This is a genomic window from Paenibacillus woosongensis, assembly GCF_030122845.1.
Lineage (GTDB): Bacteria > Bacillota > Bacilli > Paenibacillales > Paenibacillaceae > Fontibacillus > Fontibacillus woosongensis_A.
The window spans coordinates 1,869,628-1,887,760 of record NZ_CP126084.1 but is presented as its reverse complement, the minus strand read 5'-3'; the positions used below and the strand labels follow the sequence as shown (position 1 = coordinate 1,887,760).

Below are 18,133 nucleotides of genomic sequence, written 5' to 3'. Positions count from 1 at the left end.
AGATCTACGATTAACCGATCGAGCCTTCCATCTCGAACTTGATCAATCTATTCATCTCAACCGCATATTCCATCGGCAGTTCCTTCGTGAACGGCTCGATGAAGCCCATAACGATCATTTGCGTCGCTTCGTCCTCGGTCAAGCCGCGACTCATCAAATAGAAGAGCTGATCCTCGGATACCTTCGATACTGTTGCCTCATGCTCCAGAACGATGTTATCGTTCATAATTTCGTTATAAGGAATCGTATCGGAGGTCGACTCGTTATCCAAAATAAGCGTATCGCATTTGACGTTCGATTTAGCGCCCTCTGCCTGACGGCCAAAGGATGCCAGACCGCGGTAAGTTACTTTTCCGCCGTGCTTACTGATCGACTTGGAGACAATCGTGGACGTTGTGTCCGGAGCCAAATGGATCATCTTCGCGCCGGAATCCTGGTGCTGGTTCTTGCCGGCTACAGCGATCGACAGCACGCTGCCTTTCGCGCCGCGGCCTTTCAGTACGACTGCTGGGTATTTCATCGTCAGCTTCGAACCGATATTGCCGTCAACCCATTCCATATTCGCATTCTCTTCAGCTACAGCCCGCTTGGTAACAAGGTTGTAGATGTTCGGAGCCCAGTTCTGTATCGTCGTGTAACGAACGCGCGCGTTCTTCTTACAGATGATTTCAACAACCGCGCTATGCAGAGAATTCGTGCTGTATACAGGAGCCGTACAACCCTCAACATAATGCACGAAGCTGTCTTCATCGGCAATGATCAGCGTTCTTTCGAACTGCCCCATGTTTTCGGAGTTAATCCGGAAATATGCCTGCAAAGGAATTTCACATTTAACGCCCTTAGGAACGTAAATAAAGCTTCCTCCCGACCACACCGCACTGTTCAATGCTGCAAACTTGTTATCCGTCGGCGGAACGATCGTACCGAAATACTCCCGGAAAATTTCCGGATGCTCACGCAGCGCTGTATCCGTATCGCTAAAGATAACGCCCTGCTCTTCCAATTCCTTCTGCATGCTGTGGTATACAACCTCAGATTCGTACTGGGCGGATACGCCGGCCAGGAACTTCTGTTCCGCTTCCGGAATGCCGAGCTTATCGAAGGTTTCTTTGATTTCTGCCGGAACCTCTTCCCATGTCTTTCCTTGCTTCTCCGACGGTCTTACGTAGTACTGGATATCGTCGAAATCAAGCTCATCCAGATCGCCGCCCCAACGCGGCATCGGCATTTTCTCGAACTGCTCGAGCGATTTCAGGCGGAAATCAAGCATCCACTGCGGTTCGTTCTTAATTTTCGAAATTTCCTCAACGATTTCTCGAGTCAAGCCTTTGCCTGACTGGAAAATAGATTTATGCTCGTCGCGGAAACCATATTTGTATTCCCCTATATCGGGAGCCTTCTTAGCCATGGTGGATTACCTCCTTGTAATTTATGACTCTTGAATCCCTTTCTTCAATGCGTTCCAAGCCAGTGTCGCGCATTTGATCCGGGCAGGGAATTTATTGACCCCGGATAGAGCTTCGATATCTTCCAGTTCGTCAAATTGGACGTCCTCGCCCTTCATCAGCGAAGAGAAACGGTCGGCTAGTTGGAGGGCATGCTCGAAGGTAAGGCCTTTAACGGCCTCCGTCATCATCGATGCCGATGACATGCTGATCGAGCAGCCTTCCCCCGTAAACCGCGCATCCTTTACGATCCCGTCCTCGACGATAAGCTGAAGAGATATGCGATCCCCGCATGTCGGATTGTTCAGATCCACTGTCAAGACGTCATTGTCAAACTTCCCGCGGTTGCGCGGGTTTTTATAATGATCCATAATAACGCGCCGATATAAGTCGTCAAGTTGCATTACTTGAAATACTCCTTTGCTTGGATTAAAGCGTCGGCCAAACGGTCGATGTCTTCTTCCGTATTGTACAAGTAGAAGCTTGCTCTCGCCGTTGCACTCGCTTCAAGCCAGCGCATGAGCGGTTGGCAGCAATGATGTCCCGCCCGGATTGCAATCCCCGATGCATCAAGCACCGTGGCTACGTCATGAGGATGAACATCATCCAGATTGAACGTAATCAATCCGACTTCTCTTTCCCGTGGTCCGTAGATCGTTACGCCATCGATTTCCGACAGGCGCTGAATCGAGTATGCCGCGAGCTTCGTCTCATGGCGATGGATTTCATCCATCCCGATCTCCTCGAGGAAATCAATAGCTGCCGCCAATCCTACCGCCCCGGCAATAATCGGTGTGCCGCCTTCGAATTTATAAGGAAGCTCCTTCCAGGTGGACTCGAACATCCCTACATCATCGATCATTTCTCCGCCGTATTCGATCGGTTCCATGGCTTCAAGTAGACGCTTCTTACCATATAGTACCCCAATCCCCGTCGGAGCGCACATTTTATGACCGGAGAAAGCGTAAAAATCGCAGTCCAGGTCTTGGACATCGATCTTCATATGCGGCGTGCTCTGAGCTCCATCAACGACCATGACGGCTCCATGGCGATGAGCGATTTCGGCGATCTGTTTTACGGGATTCACCACGCCCAGTACGTTCGAAACGTACGCCATAGCAACGATCTTGGTCTTAGGAGTTACAGTCTTCTCCACATCATCCAACAAGACGCTGCCGTCGGGTTGAAGCGGAATATATTTCAAGACAGCTCCGGTCTTCAAGGCCAGTTGCTGCCAGGGTATGAGATTGCTGTGATGCTCCATCGGCGTAATGACGATTTCATCGCCCTCGCCGAGCACGGAATGCCCGTAGGAGGAGGCGACGAGATTCAATGCCGTCGTCGTCCCCCGGGTGAAAATAATTTCTTCCGTATGCTGCGCATTGATAAAACGGGCTACCCTTTCGCGTGCGGATTCATAATCATCCGTTGCGCGACTGCCCAGCGTATGAACGCCTCGATGCACGTTGGCATTATCCCATTCATAATAATGCTTCAGCGCATCCAGCACCTTGCGGGGCTTCTGAGAGCTGGCGGCACTATCAAGATAGACGAGCGGATGCCCGTTGATCTCCTGATTCAGAATCGGGAACTGCTCTTTGATCAGCGCCGGGTTCATTGTCCTAGCTTCCTTTCAACCAGTGCCTGCAATTGCTGCTGCAGCTGCTCCAGCGGAATATCCGCAACGACAGGAGCAAGGAAGCCGTAAATAATGAGGCGTTCCGCATCCTCTTTACGAATGCCGCGAGAAGTCAGGTAGTAAATATGCTCAGGATTTACTTGGCCTACAGAAGCCGCGTGACCCGCTGTAACATCGTCCTCATCGATGAGAAGGATAGGGTTTGCGTCTCCACGCGCTTTCGGGCTGAGCATAAGCACTTTCTCAGTTTGCTCGCCGTTCGCCTTCGTAGCGCCATGCTCGATCTTAGTTACGCCGTTGATGATCGCCGTAGCCTGCTCACGCATAACCGCACGCGTAATCATTTGGCTGTCCGAGCTCTTTCCAAAATGAACGGCTTTCGTCGTATAGTTCATTTTCTGGGAGCCGGAACCGATGGCGATGACTTTGGCATCCGATGAAGACCCGTTACCTTTCAGCACGGACAACGTTTCGCTCATCGTATCGCCAGAGCTCATCTCGCCGACGATCCACTCGATCCGCCCGTCATTTTCGATCACAGCGCGGCGGTACGTCAAGTCCGTCGTCTTCTCGCTCAAATTATGCACGGACGCAAATTGAACCTTTGCCCCCGCTTGAACGAACACTTCAGCCACCCCGTTATGCACGATAGGGTCAGCGAGGTCGCCGGAGATATAGTTATCCACGTAGGTAACGCGGCTGTTGGCTTCAGCAACGATCAGCACGTGCGGCGCAAATACCGTCTTGCTGTCATCCACAAGATAGATGCTTTGCAGCGGAACCTCGATTTCTACGTTCTTCGGAACATAGAGGAAGATGCCGCCGCTCCACAGAGCGGAATGAAGCGACGTAAGCAGGTTCTCATCACTCTTCACGGCATTATGCAGATATTTCTGCACCAGGTCGCCATGCTCGCGGGCTGCCGTTTCCAGGTCCGTAAAAATAACGCCCTTCGCAGCCAAATCTGCGGATAGTTTCGTAAATACGCTCGCCGAGTTCCGCTGAACGATCAAATTGCTCTGATCATTCAAATCGACCAGACCGGACACAGTCTCAGGAATCTCCTGAGCTGCAACGGCTTGCCCTTGGCGCAGCGTTCCGTAGTTTTGCAAATTCCAACGGTCGATTCTCGTCTTCTCCAGCTTCGGCAGTTCAAGCTCTGCCGCAAGCTTCAATGCATTCATGCGACTTTCCGTCAACCAAGCCGGTTCTCCGTTGCTCACGGAAGCGGTCTTCAATACATCCGGTTCTACCGGTAGAACGGTTTGTGTAGTCATCTTAGCTCCTCCTTCCTCCTTCCGTTAAACTTGCTCTCCCACTGTCTCGTCAACGATGCCAAGCTCATCTTTAATCCAATCGTATCCGTCCTTCTCCAGGCGCTCTGCCAGCTCAGGGCCGCCGGATTTCACAATGCGCCCTTGCATCATGACATGGACGAAATCTGGCTTGATGTAATCCAGAAGACGCTGGTAGTGAGTGATGATCAAGAATCCGCGATCTTCGCTGCGCATGGAGTTTACACCCTCGGCAACAATGCGCAATGCGTCAATGTCAAGTCCGGAGTCGACCTCGTCAAGAATAACGATTTTCGGGTCAAGCAGCATCATTTGCAAAATTTCGTTCCGCTTCTTCTCACCGCCGGAGAAGCCTTCATTCAAGTAACGGTGCGCAAATTCAGGATTCATTTCAAGCTCCTTCATTTTGCTCTCCATTTGACGAATAAATTTAATAAGGGATACCTCGTTGCCTTCACCACGGCGGGCGTTGATCGCGCTCCGCAGGAAGTCCGAGTTGGTCACACCGCTGATTTCACTCGGATATTGCATGGCAAGGAACAGGCCTGCGCGAGCGCGCTCATCCACTTCCATTTCCAGCACATCTTCTCCGTCAAGCAGCACCTTGCCGTCGGTAACTTCATATTTGGGATGACCCATCAGCGCGGAAGCGAGCGTACTTTTCCCCGTACCGTTCGGTCCCATGATGGCGTGGACTTCCCCACCCTTTATTTCAATGTCGATTCCCTTGAGAATCTCTTTGTCCTCGATTGTCGCTTTAAGTCCTTCAATAACGAAATGTGTAGCCATGTTTACTGCTCCCTCCATTAAGTCGTTAAAATCATAACGTATATTATAAAGGGACGCCTCCCTTTGCTCCCTGCATTATAGCACAATAATTCTCACTTTAGAATTATTCTAAGTGATTCTCACTGATTCTCATTTTATTCTAACCTACTTCGGATGCTTAAGCAACGTGCCACGGCTGGATAGAAGGCTAATCTCCTGCCCAAATCCTCAGCCTGCCAAATTCAATGCAGCATTCAAAATTCGACATAACCCCAACACAGTGATTCCTTTTCGACAAAAATGAAGACTAAAAAACCTCTTACACGGGCGCCTTAATTCTAGCCTGCCCGCAAGTAAGAGGTTCTTATTTATCATTCGAATATATAAATTCAGTGGAGACCTGATTGACTTTGTTCCTTGGCTTGATTTGCATCCTTGAAGCCATGCCAGGACAGCAGCGCGGCCGCTGCGCCGATTCCCGCCACCGCAAGATATATGGCCTGGTAGCTCAATACACTGGCGGATACGCCTATGAGGAGGCCAGCCAATAAAATCATGAGGGAGTTCATCATATTTACAACGCTCTGAATTCGCCCGCCGAACACGTCCTCCGTTTCCTCCATAATCTTGGTGTTGATCCAGCTTCGCGACATCACCACAAAAAAACCTACTAAAAATACGGCCGAAGCCGAAGCCGAAATATGATATGTATTCCCGAACCATCCCTGCGCGGCGGACAGCAGCAGCAAGGCGGCAAAAATTGTTTTGCGTCCCGTACCGATCTTTTTTGCAGATACCAGGAGTACCCCGGACAGCATCGCTCCTGCTGAATACATGATACTGACCAGGCTGAAGCTATCCGCGCCAAGATGAAGGATATCTTTGACATATGCCCCGATAAGAATATTATTGACCTGTACCACGAGTGAGGGAATCAATATAAACAAAATAGCGGTTAACAGCGCTCTGCGCTCCCAGATATACCTAGCCGTTATGGAAAGATTCCTTCGGCCGGGGCGTTCACGTGAAGCATGCTGGTCAACATGCTGCTGCCCTTTCATGCAAATGACTAACACAGCGGACAACAAGAAGGCGCCTGCCCCGATAGCCAGCGTATTGGCCGCGTTCACAAGAGCAACCAGGATGCCGCCCAGTCCGGTGCCAATAATATTCCCCGCCTGGGATGTAGTTTCATGAAGGGAATTTGCCTTCATGAAATAAGGAGCTTCAATCATTCCCTGCATATACGCCCGGATGGCGGGCACAAAAAACGTGTTTCCGACCGATAGAAACAGCGTAATGGCATAAACGAACACATATCCCACAGCATCTTGTCCAATTAAATAGGATATAATCAGCATCGGCACAGCCTGCAGCAGATTCATATAAAAACAGATCCTGCGCCGGTCGTAACGGTCAGCCCAGTCTCCGGCCAGCCCCACCAGAAAAATACCGGGCAGCGCCCGGATACAGAGCATGATTCCCACCGAAAGGGCTCCTCCGGACTGTTCGAGGAGCAGCCAAGGAATAGCAATTCCCTGAATTCCTATCCCCATGAAAAACATGGTATTCACTGCCAAATAAATAACAAACGGCGCGGAGAACAATGGCTTATTCTGGCTCATACGTGCACACCCTTCATGCTTCAACCTGAATTCGATCTCTGAACCATTGATCCAGTTCCGTGATGCGCGCCTCAACCTCCCGTTCATCAGCGCCTTCCACGACGAAGCTCGCCATATGGTCTACGCTCGAAACTGCTCCTCTCATTTGCTCGCCCTTCTGCAAAGCAGGTACATAACTGACCACCCATTCAAATGGCGTAGTTTCCGGAATCGAGCGAAGGACCCCCTGTCCCGGCGGAACGATCAGCCAACCTGCCGTGCGTCCGGTATTTCCGCTAGTAATTCCTATATCGGCGTCCAAACCGCATTGCAGACGAATCCACTCCCGGTTCAAATGGATGCCGAACGCCGCTTCGTTGGCGTCCACTACGCGAGCGCCGCCCGTCCGGCTCGCAATCTCACATAGCAGAATGCGATTGTCCTCCGTTAAGAAGTACTCCGCATGAAAAGCGATCACCGGAGCGGCAGGCAGCGCATGCAGCGTACGTTCCGCTTCGCGACGCAGCCTTTGGATGCGGGAGGAATCCGAGTTCAATATGACGCTGCCAAGGCTCGTGCCCGAATGAAAGGAAAGGCATCCGTTCATATAACGGGAGACACTGGAGAACAGCATTTCCCCCTGGTGCATTAATCCGTCGACATGATACATTTCGCCTTCAACAAACGATTCGATCATCATTCCTTGAGGTACGCCTTTTTCCAGAAATGACCGGCATTCCCCGCTGTCCCGCAGTACGGCGGTATGGCGGGAGCCGCCCCCGTCGACCGGCTTGATAACCACCGGATATCCATATTGGCGAATAAATGCGGCAATGTCGGCAGGGGTCGTGATCTCCAGGTAATGAGCAACTTCGATGCCCGCCTTCCTGGCCCAGTCCTTCATGATCACCTTGTTGCGGTAGGCGAGGGCGCTTTCTGCATTTTGTCCGGGCAAACAGAAGTACTCGCGCAATTTGGCGGCACGGAGGAGGTCATATTCCGAGTGACATACGACAGCTTTTACAGGGTGCCGTTCGCTTAGCTCGATCAATTCCCATTCCATGAGCGCATCCTTGTCCAAGGCTTCTTTTTTGAATACAAAATCATATCCGTCCGCTCCGGGTATATCAAGCTGTGTAAACAGCGTCAGCTTCTCAGTGATTTCAGGAATCCAGCTTTTGAACGGAAATGATTTGCTCCGGTTCAGAAATACGATTTGTCCCATGGCGCAGCTCCCTCCGACCTAAAGTTAAACGTTGACCCGCAGCGCGTACTGATTATAGCGATGCTTGATTCTCGCCTCTTTCATCGGCATGCCGTTTTGCAAATCAAGAAGAATCCGCTCCTCCATCGCTTCAATTTCCTTGACCCGGCGGTATGCCTGCTCCGCCACATCCTTAGGAATCACGATCACGCCAGAGTCATCCGCAGCTACAATATCGCCAGGGCAGACGACAGTACTGCCAATTGTTACCGGTACCTGCCTGGCTGCAAGTCTGACCCTGTTCTTCCCTGATTTCATATAGCTTCCGAGCGAAAATAACGGATAACCAGTTTGCAGGATCGCTGTTGCATCCCGGCAGCAGCCGTCGATAACAGTTCCTCGCAGCCCCCTGATCTTCGCAGCATACGTCAGCAGATCTCCCCACACAGTACAGTACTGCCTGCCGCCATTAGCAATCACAACGACGTGTCCCTCCGGCACCTCGTCAATAAACTCGCCCGCCTGAGCCGCCTCTCCTTCCGGGACCGGTTCATACTGCAGCGTATACGCAGGTCCCGCAAGAGCCATGCCGGGGCCCAAAGCCTTCAGTCCCTCCAGCCCCCCGTTGATCCCGAAGGTGTCCAGGGCATCGGAAATACATGCCGTCGGTATTCCTTTGAAGGCTTCAGATCCCGGATAATGGGATGCACTCATCAACAATCCCTCCTAATGATTTTTTTGCAGCCAAAATACTAGATTTATAACGATCAAGAGCACCGTTCGCCGGTATTTGTACAGTTGCGGCAGGAGGTGCAAGCTGTCTGCTCGCTCCCTCGCGATTCAGCAGCGCTGTTATCCACGGAGAAGATCGCCTGCTTGCTCCCTCCCTGAAAGACGTTCACCTTCAGCTCATCGCTCAATTTCGAGCCAAAGCCTTGAAATGATCCGCCAAACATGAACAGATCCGCGCTGAATTTTTTGTGGACCAGGGAGTGATCCGGGCCGGTAGGAACCGGGATTTCCGGTGCGGCTACCAGTTCCTGTACGATAAAAGGTTTGTTCCAGCATTGATCGATCAGTTCTTCCCATTGCTCCTGCGAGGTGGACAGACCAATGACGACCCCTTCACCTCTAATGTCATAGGCGGTCTTTAACACCAGTTTCTTCCGGCGAAGCTTGAACAGCTTGCGCATACCCTGCCCTTCATGATCTTCAGGGGACACGGCCGATAGCTTGCGTGCCCAGGGGATATGCTTATCGAGTATTTTGCATTCTTCATCCGTGAAATGCTTGCGGAAGGCTGGATCCGAAAGATAGGCCAAGCATAGCTTGCTCTCTGTAATGAAGCGGGCTTGAAAAGAATTGACATGGCAGACGGCCAGGTCGTCGCATGCCCATATCAGGTCGGACAGCGCTGCGGAATCGTCAAGAAGAGGGATAAAATCGGCGGTGTTTATTTTATTCCAGATGAGCTCTATGCGCTGATTTCCGGCATAAAGCTTGCCTTCCCGATAAGAAAGCTGCCGGGGATCCGTGACGACGGCTTCGACTCCTGATTTGCGGAGAAGTTCAACCATCTCCTTCACCTCTAGGCTGACCCGGTTTTCCAGCTGAAGGATCGCCATGCTGCGAAGCCTTGAACCGGGAGAGAACTCGGCGAAGACAGAGACTAATTCATTGATAAAAGCATCGGGCTTGTGGATACCTTCTTCGTATAGCGGAGGGATATTCTCCAAATAGGTGGAGAGTGACGGAATTTGCCTGAGCACCTTATTGACGCGCCCTGTAAAGATGACACCGGCCGGGCAATCTGTATTGTTTTCCAAAACCTTAAAGCTCTCATTACCCGGCACAAGATAGGTATCGAACCGGGAAATACGGATTTTGCGCTGATATCCAGGATCTATCCGTACCAGGCGGGAAGCGGCTTCATCCAGCATAAAATACTGCCTGGTGGCCGGATCTTCTTCATAAAGACGGATCACCTTCTCCAGTATGTCGATCAGCTGCTCGGCTTCTCTTCGGATCCATTCGCGGTCGGAGGAAGAAAGAATGACGACTCTCGGGTAAAGCTGAAACGGCTTGTTCCGGTACACATAACCATCGTTCTCCAGCCGGCCTTCCAGCTCCTTGATCTCCTCGTCCAGCCGATTCCCGGAGCTGGCAACCATCCGGCGATAATCCTGTTCATATAGGAAGCGCTGCATTTTCGATCTCCTCCTTCGGATAAGTAACAATATCCTCCAAATTGGGTTCCAGGCCTTCTTCTTTGGCATATGCCGTATTGAAGTATTTATTCATCAGCAGCGCCGTGACCGGCCCGATACTCCCGCCGCCAAGCTTGTAGCGGTCAACACTAATTACAGGGAGAATCTCCGCCCCCGTACCGCAGAGGAAGGCTTCATCGGCCAAATAACACTCCGTGCGATCGAGCTCTCGCTCTTCGGCAGTCAGGCCCATTTCCTTGGCCCAACTCAGGATATGCCTGCGGGTGATGCTTTCCAGTATGCCGGACGTGACGGAAGGGGTGATCAGCCTGCCGTTTTTTACGATAAAAAAAGCCGCTGTCGGAGCTTCCGCGATTTTGCCGTGCTGATTCAGCAGAAGAGTATTGTCATAGCCGTCCGATTTGGCCTGCAGCATCGCCAAGCGGCCGTTCTGGTAGTTGGCGATGCACTTGATCCTTGGCGGCATCATTTGGTCGGAAATACGCTGCCAGGAAGAGACCGATATATGAATGCCCCGATCAGAATGCGGCTTGCGCTGCTGCGGAAAAGCAGCCACGCTGAGCAGAACGGGCCCTCTCGCCTCCAATGAACCGTCTGCTTCCACGGAAGCGGCGACGCGGACATAACAGTCCTCCTGCAATTGATTGACGAGGATAATATTGCGGATATTCCCAATCACCCGCTTTTTATTCCAGGAATGCTCCATCCCCATAATTTTCATGGAATCCAAAAGACGGTCCACATGCTCGGATAAGGAAAATAAGTGCATTCGATGCCGATCAGCATCCCAATAGCCGCGGATCCCTTCAAATACGGACGCTCCGTATTTCATCGCTGCCGATCCTACATGGATCGTCGCCTCTTCATAGGGAACGGCCCTATCATTTAATTGAATGAAACATTCCTTCATGCCATACAACTCCTTTCCAGCCGGTAGTCATGGAATGGCTCTGTGCAAGGATAGCCTTTGCAGGCCCTCAGCCTCCCTTCGGACGGCTCCATAATTACAGAAGCGACGGTGGCGACTTTGCGCGGGTCCCCGTCTTGATGAACACAGAGGCTTCCCGCACCATTTTCGTGGTAGCCGAGCAGTTCCTCCATCTGCTTCACCGAAGGCCTTCTGCCGTAGTGCCGCAGCCTTTCATGGGTCCGTTCAAGACGGGGATACGTTGAGGTGCCGGGCTTAACCAGGTCACAGTTTATGAAATCCTTATGCAAATAATGGTTGGTATGCACCAGAAGGTCATTTTCGATTAAACGCGCTTTATCCACGGTCATTTCTACATTGATCAGCCGAATGCCGTCCGTCATCAGCAAGTTTCTGGAGGATGCTCGGCGAATTCGCCCGATTTCAAGTAAGCATCGCTCCAGCGTTCGCTGATGAAGCAGGTGGCGGATTAGCAAATACGGGGGGACACCGGCACGCCATCCTGAACTAAGCACCATATTCAACCCAACGCCAAGTCCATAGCTGTTGATGCCCAAATATCCGATTAGTCCTACATGCGTATACATCAGCAAATCAGGAGCATTCTCAGGCGTGCGGACTTCCAGTATAATTCCCAAGTCCGTTAACTGGCCCGCCAAATCGATATTTTGCGCAATGACGGCACGGCCTTCTTGGTTAAAGCAGGCAAATGCAGTGCATTCAAGCCCAGCAGCGATAATCTCACGCCGAAGCTGAAGCAGCATGCCCTCCCGGTAGCTGATTCCGGCCCCTTGCGCCAACCCTTTGATCTCCTCGGCGAGTTCGGGAGTGCAAGCTTCAATATGCGGAATGTAGCTGTCGGTCATGCTTAACGCTTCTTTCAAGGTTAATGGCTGGCATCTGACGCTGTTGATCCGTGCGATATTATCATCCAAAAAATCTCTGATTTCTCGCCGGAACTCCTCCCCGTATTGCGCTCCCCGCTGGAGCGGCTGGCCGCTGACAACCATATGCTTCAAGAGGCTACTCACCTGGAATCACCTCACAGATGCTGCAGCTCCCGATTGTTTTTTTTGATTCGGGAAGCAATAAAAGCAATATCCTCGCCCGTGATTTTATCCGGGGGGTATGTGCCGAGCCCATATGCAAGCTCCTTCCAGTACACGTTGTGCTGTAGAGCTGCATCCATAATCAACTGTTTTAAATCTGTCGAGAAGTTCATCATGCCAAACAAAATATCTTTGGTCATCGGTGTCATATATTGTTCAGACAGAAGGATTTCTTCCTGTACAAATTCCGCAGTGTCCATCATTTCAATCAGCTTATAGCGGGCGGCTCCGAAGCAGCGCTCCATATAGGCGGCAAACACTTCTGTAGCCAGGTTCCCGCCGCTTCGCCCCATGCCGCGCAAGGAGCTGTCTACCCAATCCACGCCACACTCCAGCGCTGCTACCGTATTGGCCAGACCCATGGACAGGTTGTTGTGCGCATGGAAGCCAACCGGAATCGTCAACGTGGACTTCAGGACATCGGCAATCGATTTCACCTGATCTGGTACCAAGTGCCCATTGGAATCGGCAAAGTAGACGATGTCTGCTCCGGCTGCCTCCGCTTTCAGCGTCATTTGCTTTATTTCTTGGCTCGTAAAATAAGTGATTCGCACAAAATTCGCCGAGGTAGACAGCCCTATCCTTGTGCATTCCCGAATCGTATCCAGCCCCTCTTCTAAGAGGTCCTGCCTAAGGCATACGCGCACGAGCGACACGCCCAGCGATTTCATAGACCGAAGATCTTCGGCTTGAATGTTGTGCGGATGAAGCATGACGACCAGGTTGGCGAGCGGCGCAAACTCCTTTAATGCCGCTATATAATCATCATTCGTAGCTGCCGTCATGCCCAGTCCCGCCGTTCCCTTGGCCGGGCCGTTCCTGTAGCCGATCTCGATCCAGTCCACACCCGCCTTTTGCAGCCCGCTTACAATGTGTTTTGCAGCCTCTAACGAAAAATCAAAACCGTTAACGTATCCGCCGTCTCGCAAGGTTACATCTATCAGCTGGGCCATAAAATCCTCCTTCGTATATGAGGGATTCCTTAGATAAATCAGTTAATAGGAAACCCTTATCGCAAGGACTTCCTATTAACTGTCTGGAACGGTCTATCCAAGAACGGGCTCTGCTTCCGCTTCAATTCCGGTTACGCGAAGGATCGCACTAAAATGCTTCATACGTACTTCAATCGATTTATACAGGGCTGCGATTGCCTTCTCCTGCAGCTCCTCGGTTATTGCATATTTGCGGAGAATATTGTATCCGGCTTCCGCATGATCCTCCTCCACCTCCATATCATTGGAGCTGTGGATCGTAAAATACTGCACGCCTTCCTGGTTCAGGTTATAAAAATGCTTCATCGCTTCATTCATCGTTCGTCCATCCCAAGTAACTGGCGGCTGTCCTTCCATATATACGATCAATGCAGCTACAGCCTCTACCAAATGATGATCCGGCCCGCAAACCTTATTGTTCCATTCAATGACTGCCTCGGATTCGGGGAGAATATCGCAGTTTTCAATGTCCTCCCACGTCAGGCCGAATTGCTCGCCGATTTTGAAGAACAGTTCAAGATGCCGCATCGTTCCAGTAAGCTGGCCGGTCTCCTCCTCGTAAATGTTCTCGGCGAGCTCCTTGCGTACTTCGACATCTGGAGTTTTTGAATGAATCGCCGAAATATTGCGGGTCCAGAAGCTTTTGATATGATAGCGGTGCAACACAAAGTTTTTCAAAAGCTCCGGTGTTGCTTCCCCTTTCATAATAATCTGATAAAGCGGATGGGTAATTTTCTTGTTTTCCTCGACAATAGTTTTGAGCTTCTCCACAAACTGATCCGGACTTAGTACCACTTCAATCACTCCTCATCACGAAATTTTAAATTTATGATGAACTACCATCCCGGACCTAGCGCCCGAATGATAAGTGCACCCTCTGTTCGATTAAATCAGCCACATGTCTGACGGTTTCCATGTGCGGCCAAGTAATCGCGGGCGTGGTGTTCACTTCAATGACAACATAATCGTCATCGTCCACTTCCAGTAAATCGACACCTGCCACGGGTGCCTGAAATATGCGGGAACACAATTCGGCCAGCTCGATCATCCTCGGTGTAAGAGGACAAGCCTCCCAGGTTCCCCCGCTGGACAAATTCGTCAAAAAGCCCCCATCGACTGCATAGCGAAAAAAAGCAAATTCTGCTCTGTAATCCACAACTCTGACACGAATATCCCTGCCCGGCTTGTCCAGGCACGCCTGGACGTATAGCGCCTTATGATCCCGCAGGTAATAAGGGGCCAGGTTTCTCAGACTGTTTATATCATCAACTCGCACCACCTGCTCGCCTTTTGCACCAATTACAGGTTTCAGTACGAGGGGAAATTCTAATATTTCCGCTGTTTCCTCCAATTGCTCACAAGAGCCGATAAACCGGGTGGGGATATGCGGAATTTGATGCACTGTAAGCAAAACCGAGTTCAGGAACTTATTTTGGCCGCTGCCGAGAACATCTGAGCCGTTAATTACCGGGATCCCGCATATTTCAAAAGCCTTCAGCAGCCACAGCCCATACTCGCGCTGAGACAGCGACACCCAGCCCAGCACGCAAGCCAGATTCAGCGTCTGGTCATTGAATTTAAAGCGGGTGCCTGACATATCCATGTCTACCGTAATTTCATAGGGCCTTGCGCAAATCGTATCAAGTCCCCTTCCATTTAAAGCGGCGGCCAGTTCAGTGACATCCGGCGTTTCTTCACGGCATAAAATCAGTATCGATTGCACGGGCATCCGTCCTTTCCTTCTCTTCGCTGTAAAAGACCGGACCTATCGCTGCTCCGTTCGCGTAATTGATCACAGAACTCTCCTTGATCTCTTTTGTCCGTAAAACATGCCCGATATGCCGGTTTCCAAACAGATAGCATCCCCATAAAAAACTAGCCTGTTCCTGATAAACGGCACCTCCCGGCTTCGCTATAACAACGGGACCGGTAGAAGGCGCAATTCTTTCCTGGACGACGGCCCTTGCTACCTGAGATGCCGAGGACAAATAGGAATCAATACGGGTGCCCCACTCGGCTTCAGACGCCTCCCAGCCGCAGATGATGCCTGCCCCACCGTATCCGTCTGCAGGTTTGATGAGCAATCGTTCCCTCTCGCGCAGAGCATAAGCTCTATTCCTAGTGGTTAGCAGTCTGGTTTCGGGTATATGCCGTCTGACCCATTTGGTGTCTTCCACTGAAAGGCCTGTCTGATATGCAGGATCGGACAGAAGGGCAAACAATGCCTTGCTGCCGGCAATCCGGCAGGAGAAACCCATCGGCATTTCTACGAGGCGATCCTCCAGCGCGTCAAGTATATGTTCAAACTCAGAGGGGGACCGCTGCAAATCCTCCAGTTCGAATAGTCGGTAAATGACATCTACCTTCTCGCCCCTGGCATAAAGTCCATCCTTCCGGCGCTCAAGCTCCTTCGGCGTGCATACCGTTACCCGTGTCTTGGTGATCTCATGAAACCGGTCAGCGATGTGCTTCAGCGTCGCCTGCATGGCGGGCATCGAGAAGTCACTTTCGACAAAAGCCATCAGCGGATTTGCGTGATGCGAGAGAAACGACCCTACCACATGCCAGGCCCATTCGCTTAGCGTCTGCAACCATTCAGCCTCCTGCTTGCGAACGGCCTCACGAACCGATGGCAGCTTAAGCAGGATTGAATGAAAGGAAGCTTCCAGCAGCCCGCCTACACTGCTTCCCAAGTTTAATTCCAGCAATTTGGGCTCACCGTGATCGTCATATATGTCACTGCGGACCAGTACATGCCGTCTGTCCAGGCGCGGACTGGCTTGAACCCAGCGCAGCACCGTATCCGAATAGCCTAGCCAGCGGGCTACCCGCACCATATCCCCGCCGAACAATCGCTCGATCGTTAACTCTATCAGATCCAGCAGCTTCTCCGTCGCAGCGGCGTCCTGCTTCATCTTTGCGGCGCTCCGGATTTGCGGCGATACGATGATTCTTGGCCTGGCGGCTAGAACTTGTCCTGCTTGGCTAAACATATCGTCTACTTCATTTGACGTTGGAAGAATCGTATTCATCTGTTTCCCCCGATCCATTTTTAGCCATATTATCTATTTCTTGTATTTAATATATCATATTTTATTGTAAAATGTTGTTATTTTTTGAATTATTTAAAATCTAATTTATATATTTATAGATAAAAATAGAATTAAACAAAGAAAAACAGTGCTTTTGAAAGAATAAAGATTTCCCTTTCGAAAACACTGTTTTTATATATCGCTAACTATCACCTAGTAAGCCGTTATACTATAATTTCAGCACAGAGCCGCCAATTTCCACACTTTCGGCCGCGACCATGACGCGGATTTCGCTTTCGGCGCCAACATGCTTGCCCTGTACGAAAACATATTTTGACGGCCCTCCCTCCTGAAACAAAAGATCGCCAAGCGCCCCGGCTGCTACGCCAGTGGCAGCATCCTCCGGAATGCCAAACAACGGATTAAAGCCGCGGGCGTGGACATACAGAGCCCCCGCGTCCTTCGCCTCCTCTTTCGTTTGCTGAAAGGCATATGCATAGACTCCGTTTACACGGTGCTTCCGGCTCCATTCCTTGATCTCCTCGAACTTAGGGGCCATTGCATCCAGATCCGTTAAATGACAAAGCGGAACCAGCAATTTGGGAGAGCCGATGCTGGCGGCACCAAAAGGCGCATGATCAGAAATAATAACGCCAGGTTCCACCCCAAGCATATGAGCTATTTCGATCCGGTCCGGTATCATATCCAGACGGCGTACCCGTTCAGTCTTAAAATAATAATGGCCCTGGGGAGATTTTGTTATGACGATAGGCGTCCCCGACCCGGTAATGACTTGCAAACGATCAAATTGGCATTGCTGCATCATATAGGCGCCGGCTGCCAGTGTCCCGTGTCCGCAAAACGTCATTTCCTTCTCAGTGGAAAAATACCGCAAGACAGCGTCCCGCTCCTGGGCGCTGCCAAACTGCACGAACACCGTAACAGGCGCACCGGAACGCCTCGCTAATTCAAGTAGTTCTGCATCCGACCAGCCATCGTACTCGATAACGGCAGCCGCATTTCCCTGGCTGGCATCATCAGTAAATACCCTGTATGTATGGACATCCTGCGCCATATCGATCCGCCCTCTCCTTTCACGCTACAAACAATCGTAGTTCAATACTACCTTTTCTTCATAATCTGTCAACCTTATTTTTCAATTTTTAGATCATTATGGGCTGTATATTCGCAGGGGAAATGCCTGTTGGACGATCAAATCAAACAGGGCTGGATCGCTAATCGATCCAGCCCTGCTTTGTACCCCATCGTGCAATTATCCTAAATACGTGCGAAGCATCCACATCTGCTTCTCCAAATCGCCTTTGAAGCCGGTCAGCAAATCAGCTGTCGCTTCATCGCCTTCTTTGTCGGCCAGTTCAATGCCTTCCTGGAACGACTCGGACAAGGTAGCGAAGTCCTCAACCAGTGCCTGAACCATGGCGCGTTCGTCTTCCTTGCCGGAAGCCTCTTGAATCGTGGCAATTTCCAGATACTCCTTCATTGTTGCAGCCGGGCTACCTTTAATCGTCAGCAGGCGCTCGGCTATGGCGTCCATTTTTTCCGTAACGTCATTGTAGAGCTCCTCGAATTTGACATGCAGCGTGAAGAAGTTTTCCCCCTTCACATACCAATGATAGTTGTGTATCTTAACATACAGCACGTTCAGGTTGGCGACCTGCTCGTTTAAAACCTGCTCCAAACTTGTTTTGCTCGCCTTGCTTGCAGACTTGGAATCAGCTTTAGCCATAATACAGTCCCTCATTTCTTTCGTGATTGTTTATATATTCACCCTAGAGCATGCAAATCATGCCTGAAGTGAATGTAAGTTACATACCAGGCTTCCAGGTACCATATAAGTATCATACCCGACCCTGGCTTAGGCGAAACAA

Annotated in this window: 17 protein-coding genes; all 17 read right to left on the bottom strand. The window is 50.9% G+C overall.

The annotated features are described in order from the left end of the window. Positions 1 to 10: 10 nt before the first annotated feature. The 17 genes from sufB to QNH46_RS08330 all read right to left on the bottom strand — a co-directional run bounded on the left by sufB (position 11) and on the right by QNH46_RS08330 (position 17,991). The gene (gene sufB, locus QNH46_RS08410; protein WP_055108885.1) at positions 11 to 1,408 is read right to left on the bottom strand and encodes a Fe-S cluster assembly protein SufB; all 1,398 of its coding nucleotides are present in this window, start codon (positions 1,406 to 1,408) and stop codon (positions 11 to 13) included. Between the two features lie 21 nt (positions 1,409 to 1,429). Next, positions 1,430 to 1,849, bottom strand: a complete 420-nt coding sequence (gene sufU, locus QNH46_RS08405; protein ID WP_055108886.1) for a Fe-S cluster assembly sulfur transfer protein SufU — start codon at positions 1,847 to 1,849, stop codon at positions 1,430 to 1,432. Beyond that, positions 1,849 to 3,063: a cysteine desulfurase gene (locus QNH46_RS08400; RefSeq protein WP_283927697.1), complete on the bottom strand. Its 1,215-nt coding sequence runs from the start codon at positions 3,061 to 3,063 to the stop codon at positions 1,849 to 1,851. The genes sufU and QNH46_RS08400 overlap by 1 nt, the downstream gene beginning before the upstream one ends. Next, positions 3,060 to 4,361: a Fe-S cluster assembly protein SufD gene (gene sufD / locus QNH46_RS08395; RefSeq protein ID WP_283927696.1), complete on the bottom strand. Its 1,302-nt coding sequence runs from the start codon at positions 4,359 to 4,361 to the stop codon at positions 3,060 to 3,062. Before sufD ends, QNH46_RS08400 begins: the two co-directional genes overlap by 4 nt. A gap of 24 nt (positions 4,362 to 4,385) precedes the next feature. Beyond that, complete coding sequence (gene sufC / locus QNH46_RS08390) at positions 4,386 to 5,168, bottom strand: Fe-S cluster assembly ATPase SufC (protein ID WP_283927695.1); 783 nt, start codon at positions 5,166 to 5,168, stop codon at positions 4,386 to 4,388. Between the two features lie 368 nt (positions 5,169 to 5,536). Next, a complete protein-coding gene (locus QNH46_RS08385) occupies positions 5,537 to 6,772 on the bottom strand; it encodes an MFS transporter (RefSeq protein ID WP_283927694.1) in 1,236 nt (411 codons plus the stop codon). A 13-nt stretch (positions 6,773 to 6,785) separates the two neighbouring features. Next, positions 6,786 to 7,976: an ATP-grasp domain-containing protein gene (locus QNH46_RS08380; RefSeq protein WP_283927693.1), complete on the bottom strand. Its 1,191-nt coding sequence runs from the start codon at positions 7,974 to 7,976 to the stop codon at positions 6,786 to 6,788. A 24-nt stretch (positions 7,977 to 8,000) separates the two neighbouring features. Next, the gene (locus QNH46_RS08375; protein ID WP_283927692.1) at positions 8,001 to 8,669 is read right to left on the bottom strand and encodes an RraA family protein; all 669 of its coding nucleotides are present in this window, start codon (positions 8,667 to 8,669) and stop codon (positions 8,001 to 8,003) included. Between the two features lie 53 nt (positions 8,670 to 8,722). Further along, the gene (locus QNH46_RS08370) at positions 8,723 to 10,162 is read right to left on the bottom strand and encodes a circularly permuted type 2 ATP-grasp protein (protein ID WP_283927691.1); all 1,440 of its coding nucleotides are present in this window, start codon (positions 10,160 to 10,162) and stop codon (positions 8,723 to 8,725) included. Beyond that, on the bottom strand, positions 10,143 to 11,093 hold the full coding sequence (ilvE, locus tag QNH46_RS08365; protein WP_283927690.1) for a branched-chain-amino-acid transaminase: 951 nt from the start codon (positions 11,091 to 11,093) through the stop codon (positions 10,143 to 10,145). Before ilvE ends, QNH46_RS08370 begins: the two co-directional genes overlap by 20 nt. Beyond that, the gene (locus tag QNH46_RS08360; protein WP_283928386.1) at positions 11,090 to 12,121 is read right to left on the bottom strand and encodes a C45 family autoproteolytic acyltransferase/hydrolase; all 1,032 of its coding nucleotides are present in this window, start codon (positions 12,119 to 12,121) and stop codon (positions 11,090 to 11,092) included. Before QNH46_RS08360 ends, ilvE begins: the two co-directional genes overlap by 4 nt. A gap of 32 nt (positions 12,122 to 12,153) precedes the next feature. Continuing rightward, a complete protein-coding gene (locus QNH46_RS08355; protein WP_283927689.1) occupies positions 12,154 to 13,173 on the bottom strand; it encodes a hydroxymethylglutaryl-CoA lyase-like TIM-barrel protein in 1,020 nt (339 codons plus the stop codon). Between the two features lie 93 nt (positions 13,174 to 13,266). Beyond that, entirely contained in the window at positions 13,267 to 14,007 is a 741-nt protein-coding gene (locus QNH46_RS08350; protein ID WP_155609296.1) for an iron-containing redox enzyme family protein, read from the bottom strand. Positions 14,008 to 14,062: 55 nt separating this feature from the next. Next, positions 14,063 to 14,935 (bottom strand): ATP-grasp domain-containing protein, encoded by an 873-nt coding sequence (locus QNH46_RS08345; RefSeq protein ID WP_283927688.1) that lies wholly within the window; start codon positions 14,933 to 14,935, stop codon positions 14,063 to 14,065. Further along, positions 14,907 to 16,244 carry a hypothetical protein gene (locus tag QNH46_RS08340; RefSeq protein ID WP_283927687.1) on the bottom strand — a complete coding sequence of 446 codons (1,338 nt, stop codon included), beginning with the start codon at positions 16,242 to 16,244 and terminating at the stop codon, positions 14,907 to 14,909. The genes QNH46_RS08345 and QNH46_RS08340 overlap by 29 nt, the downstream gene beginning before the upstream one ends. 229 nt (positions 16,245 to 16,473) lie before the next feature. Further along, a complete protein-coding gene (locus tag QNH46_RS08335) occupies positions 16,474 to 17,319 on the bottom strand; it encodes a PhzF family phenazine biosynthesis protein (protein WP_283927686.1) in 846 nt (281 codons plus the stop codon). Between the two features lie 198 nt (positions 17,320 to 17,517). Further along, positions 17,518 to 17,991 (bottom strand): Dps family protein, encoded by a 474-nt coding sequence (locus tag QNH46_RS08330; RefSeq protein ID WP_283927685.1) that lies wholly within the window; start codon positions 17,989 to 17,991, stop codon positions 17,518 to 17,520. Positions 17,992 to 18,133 lie beyond the last annotated feature (142 nt).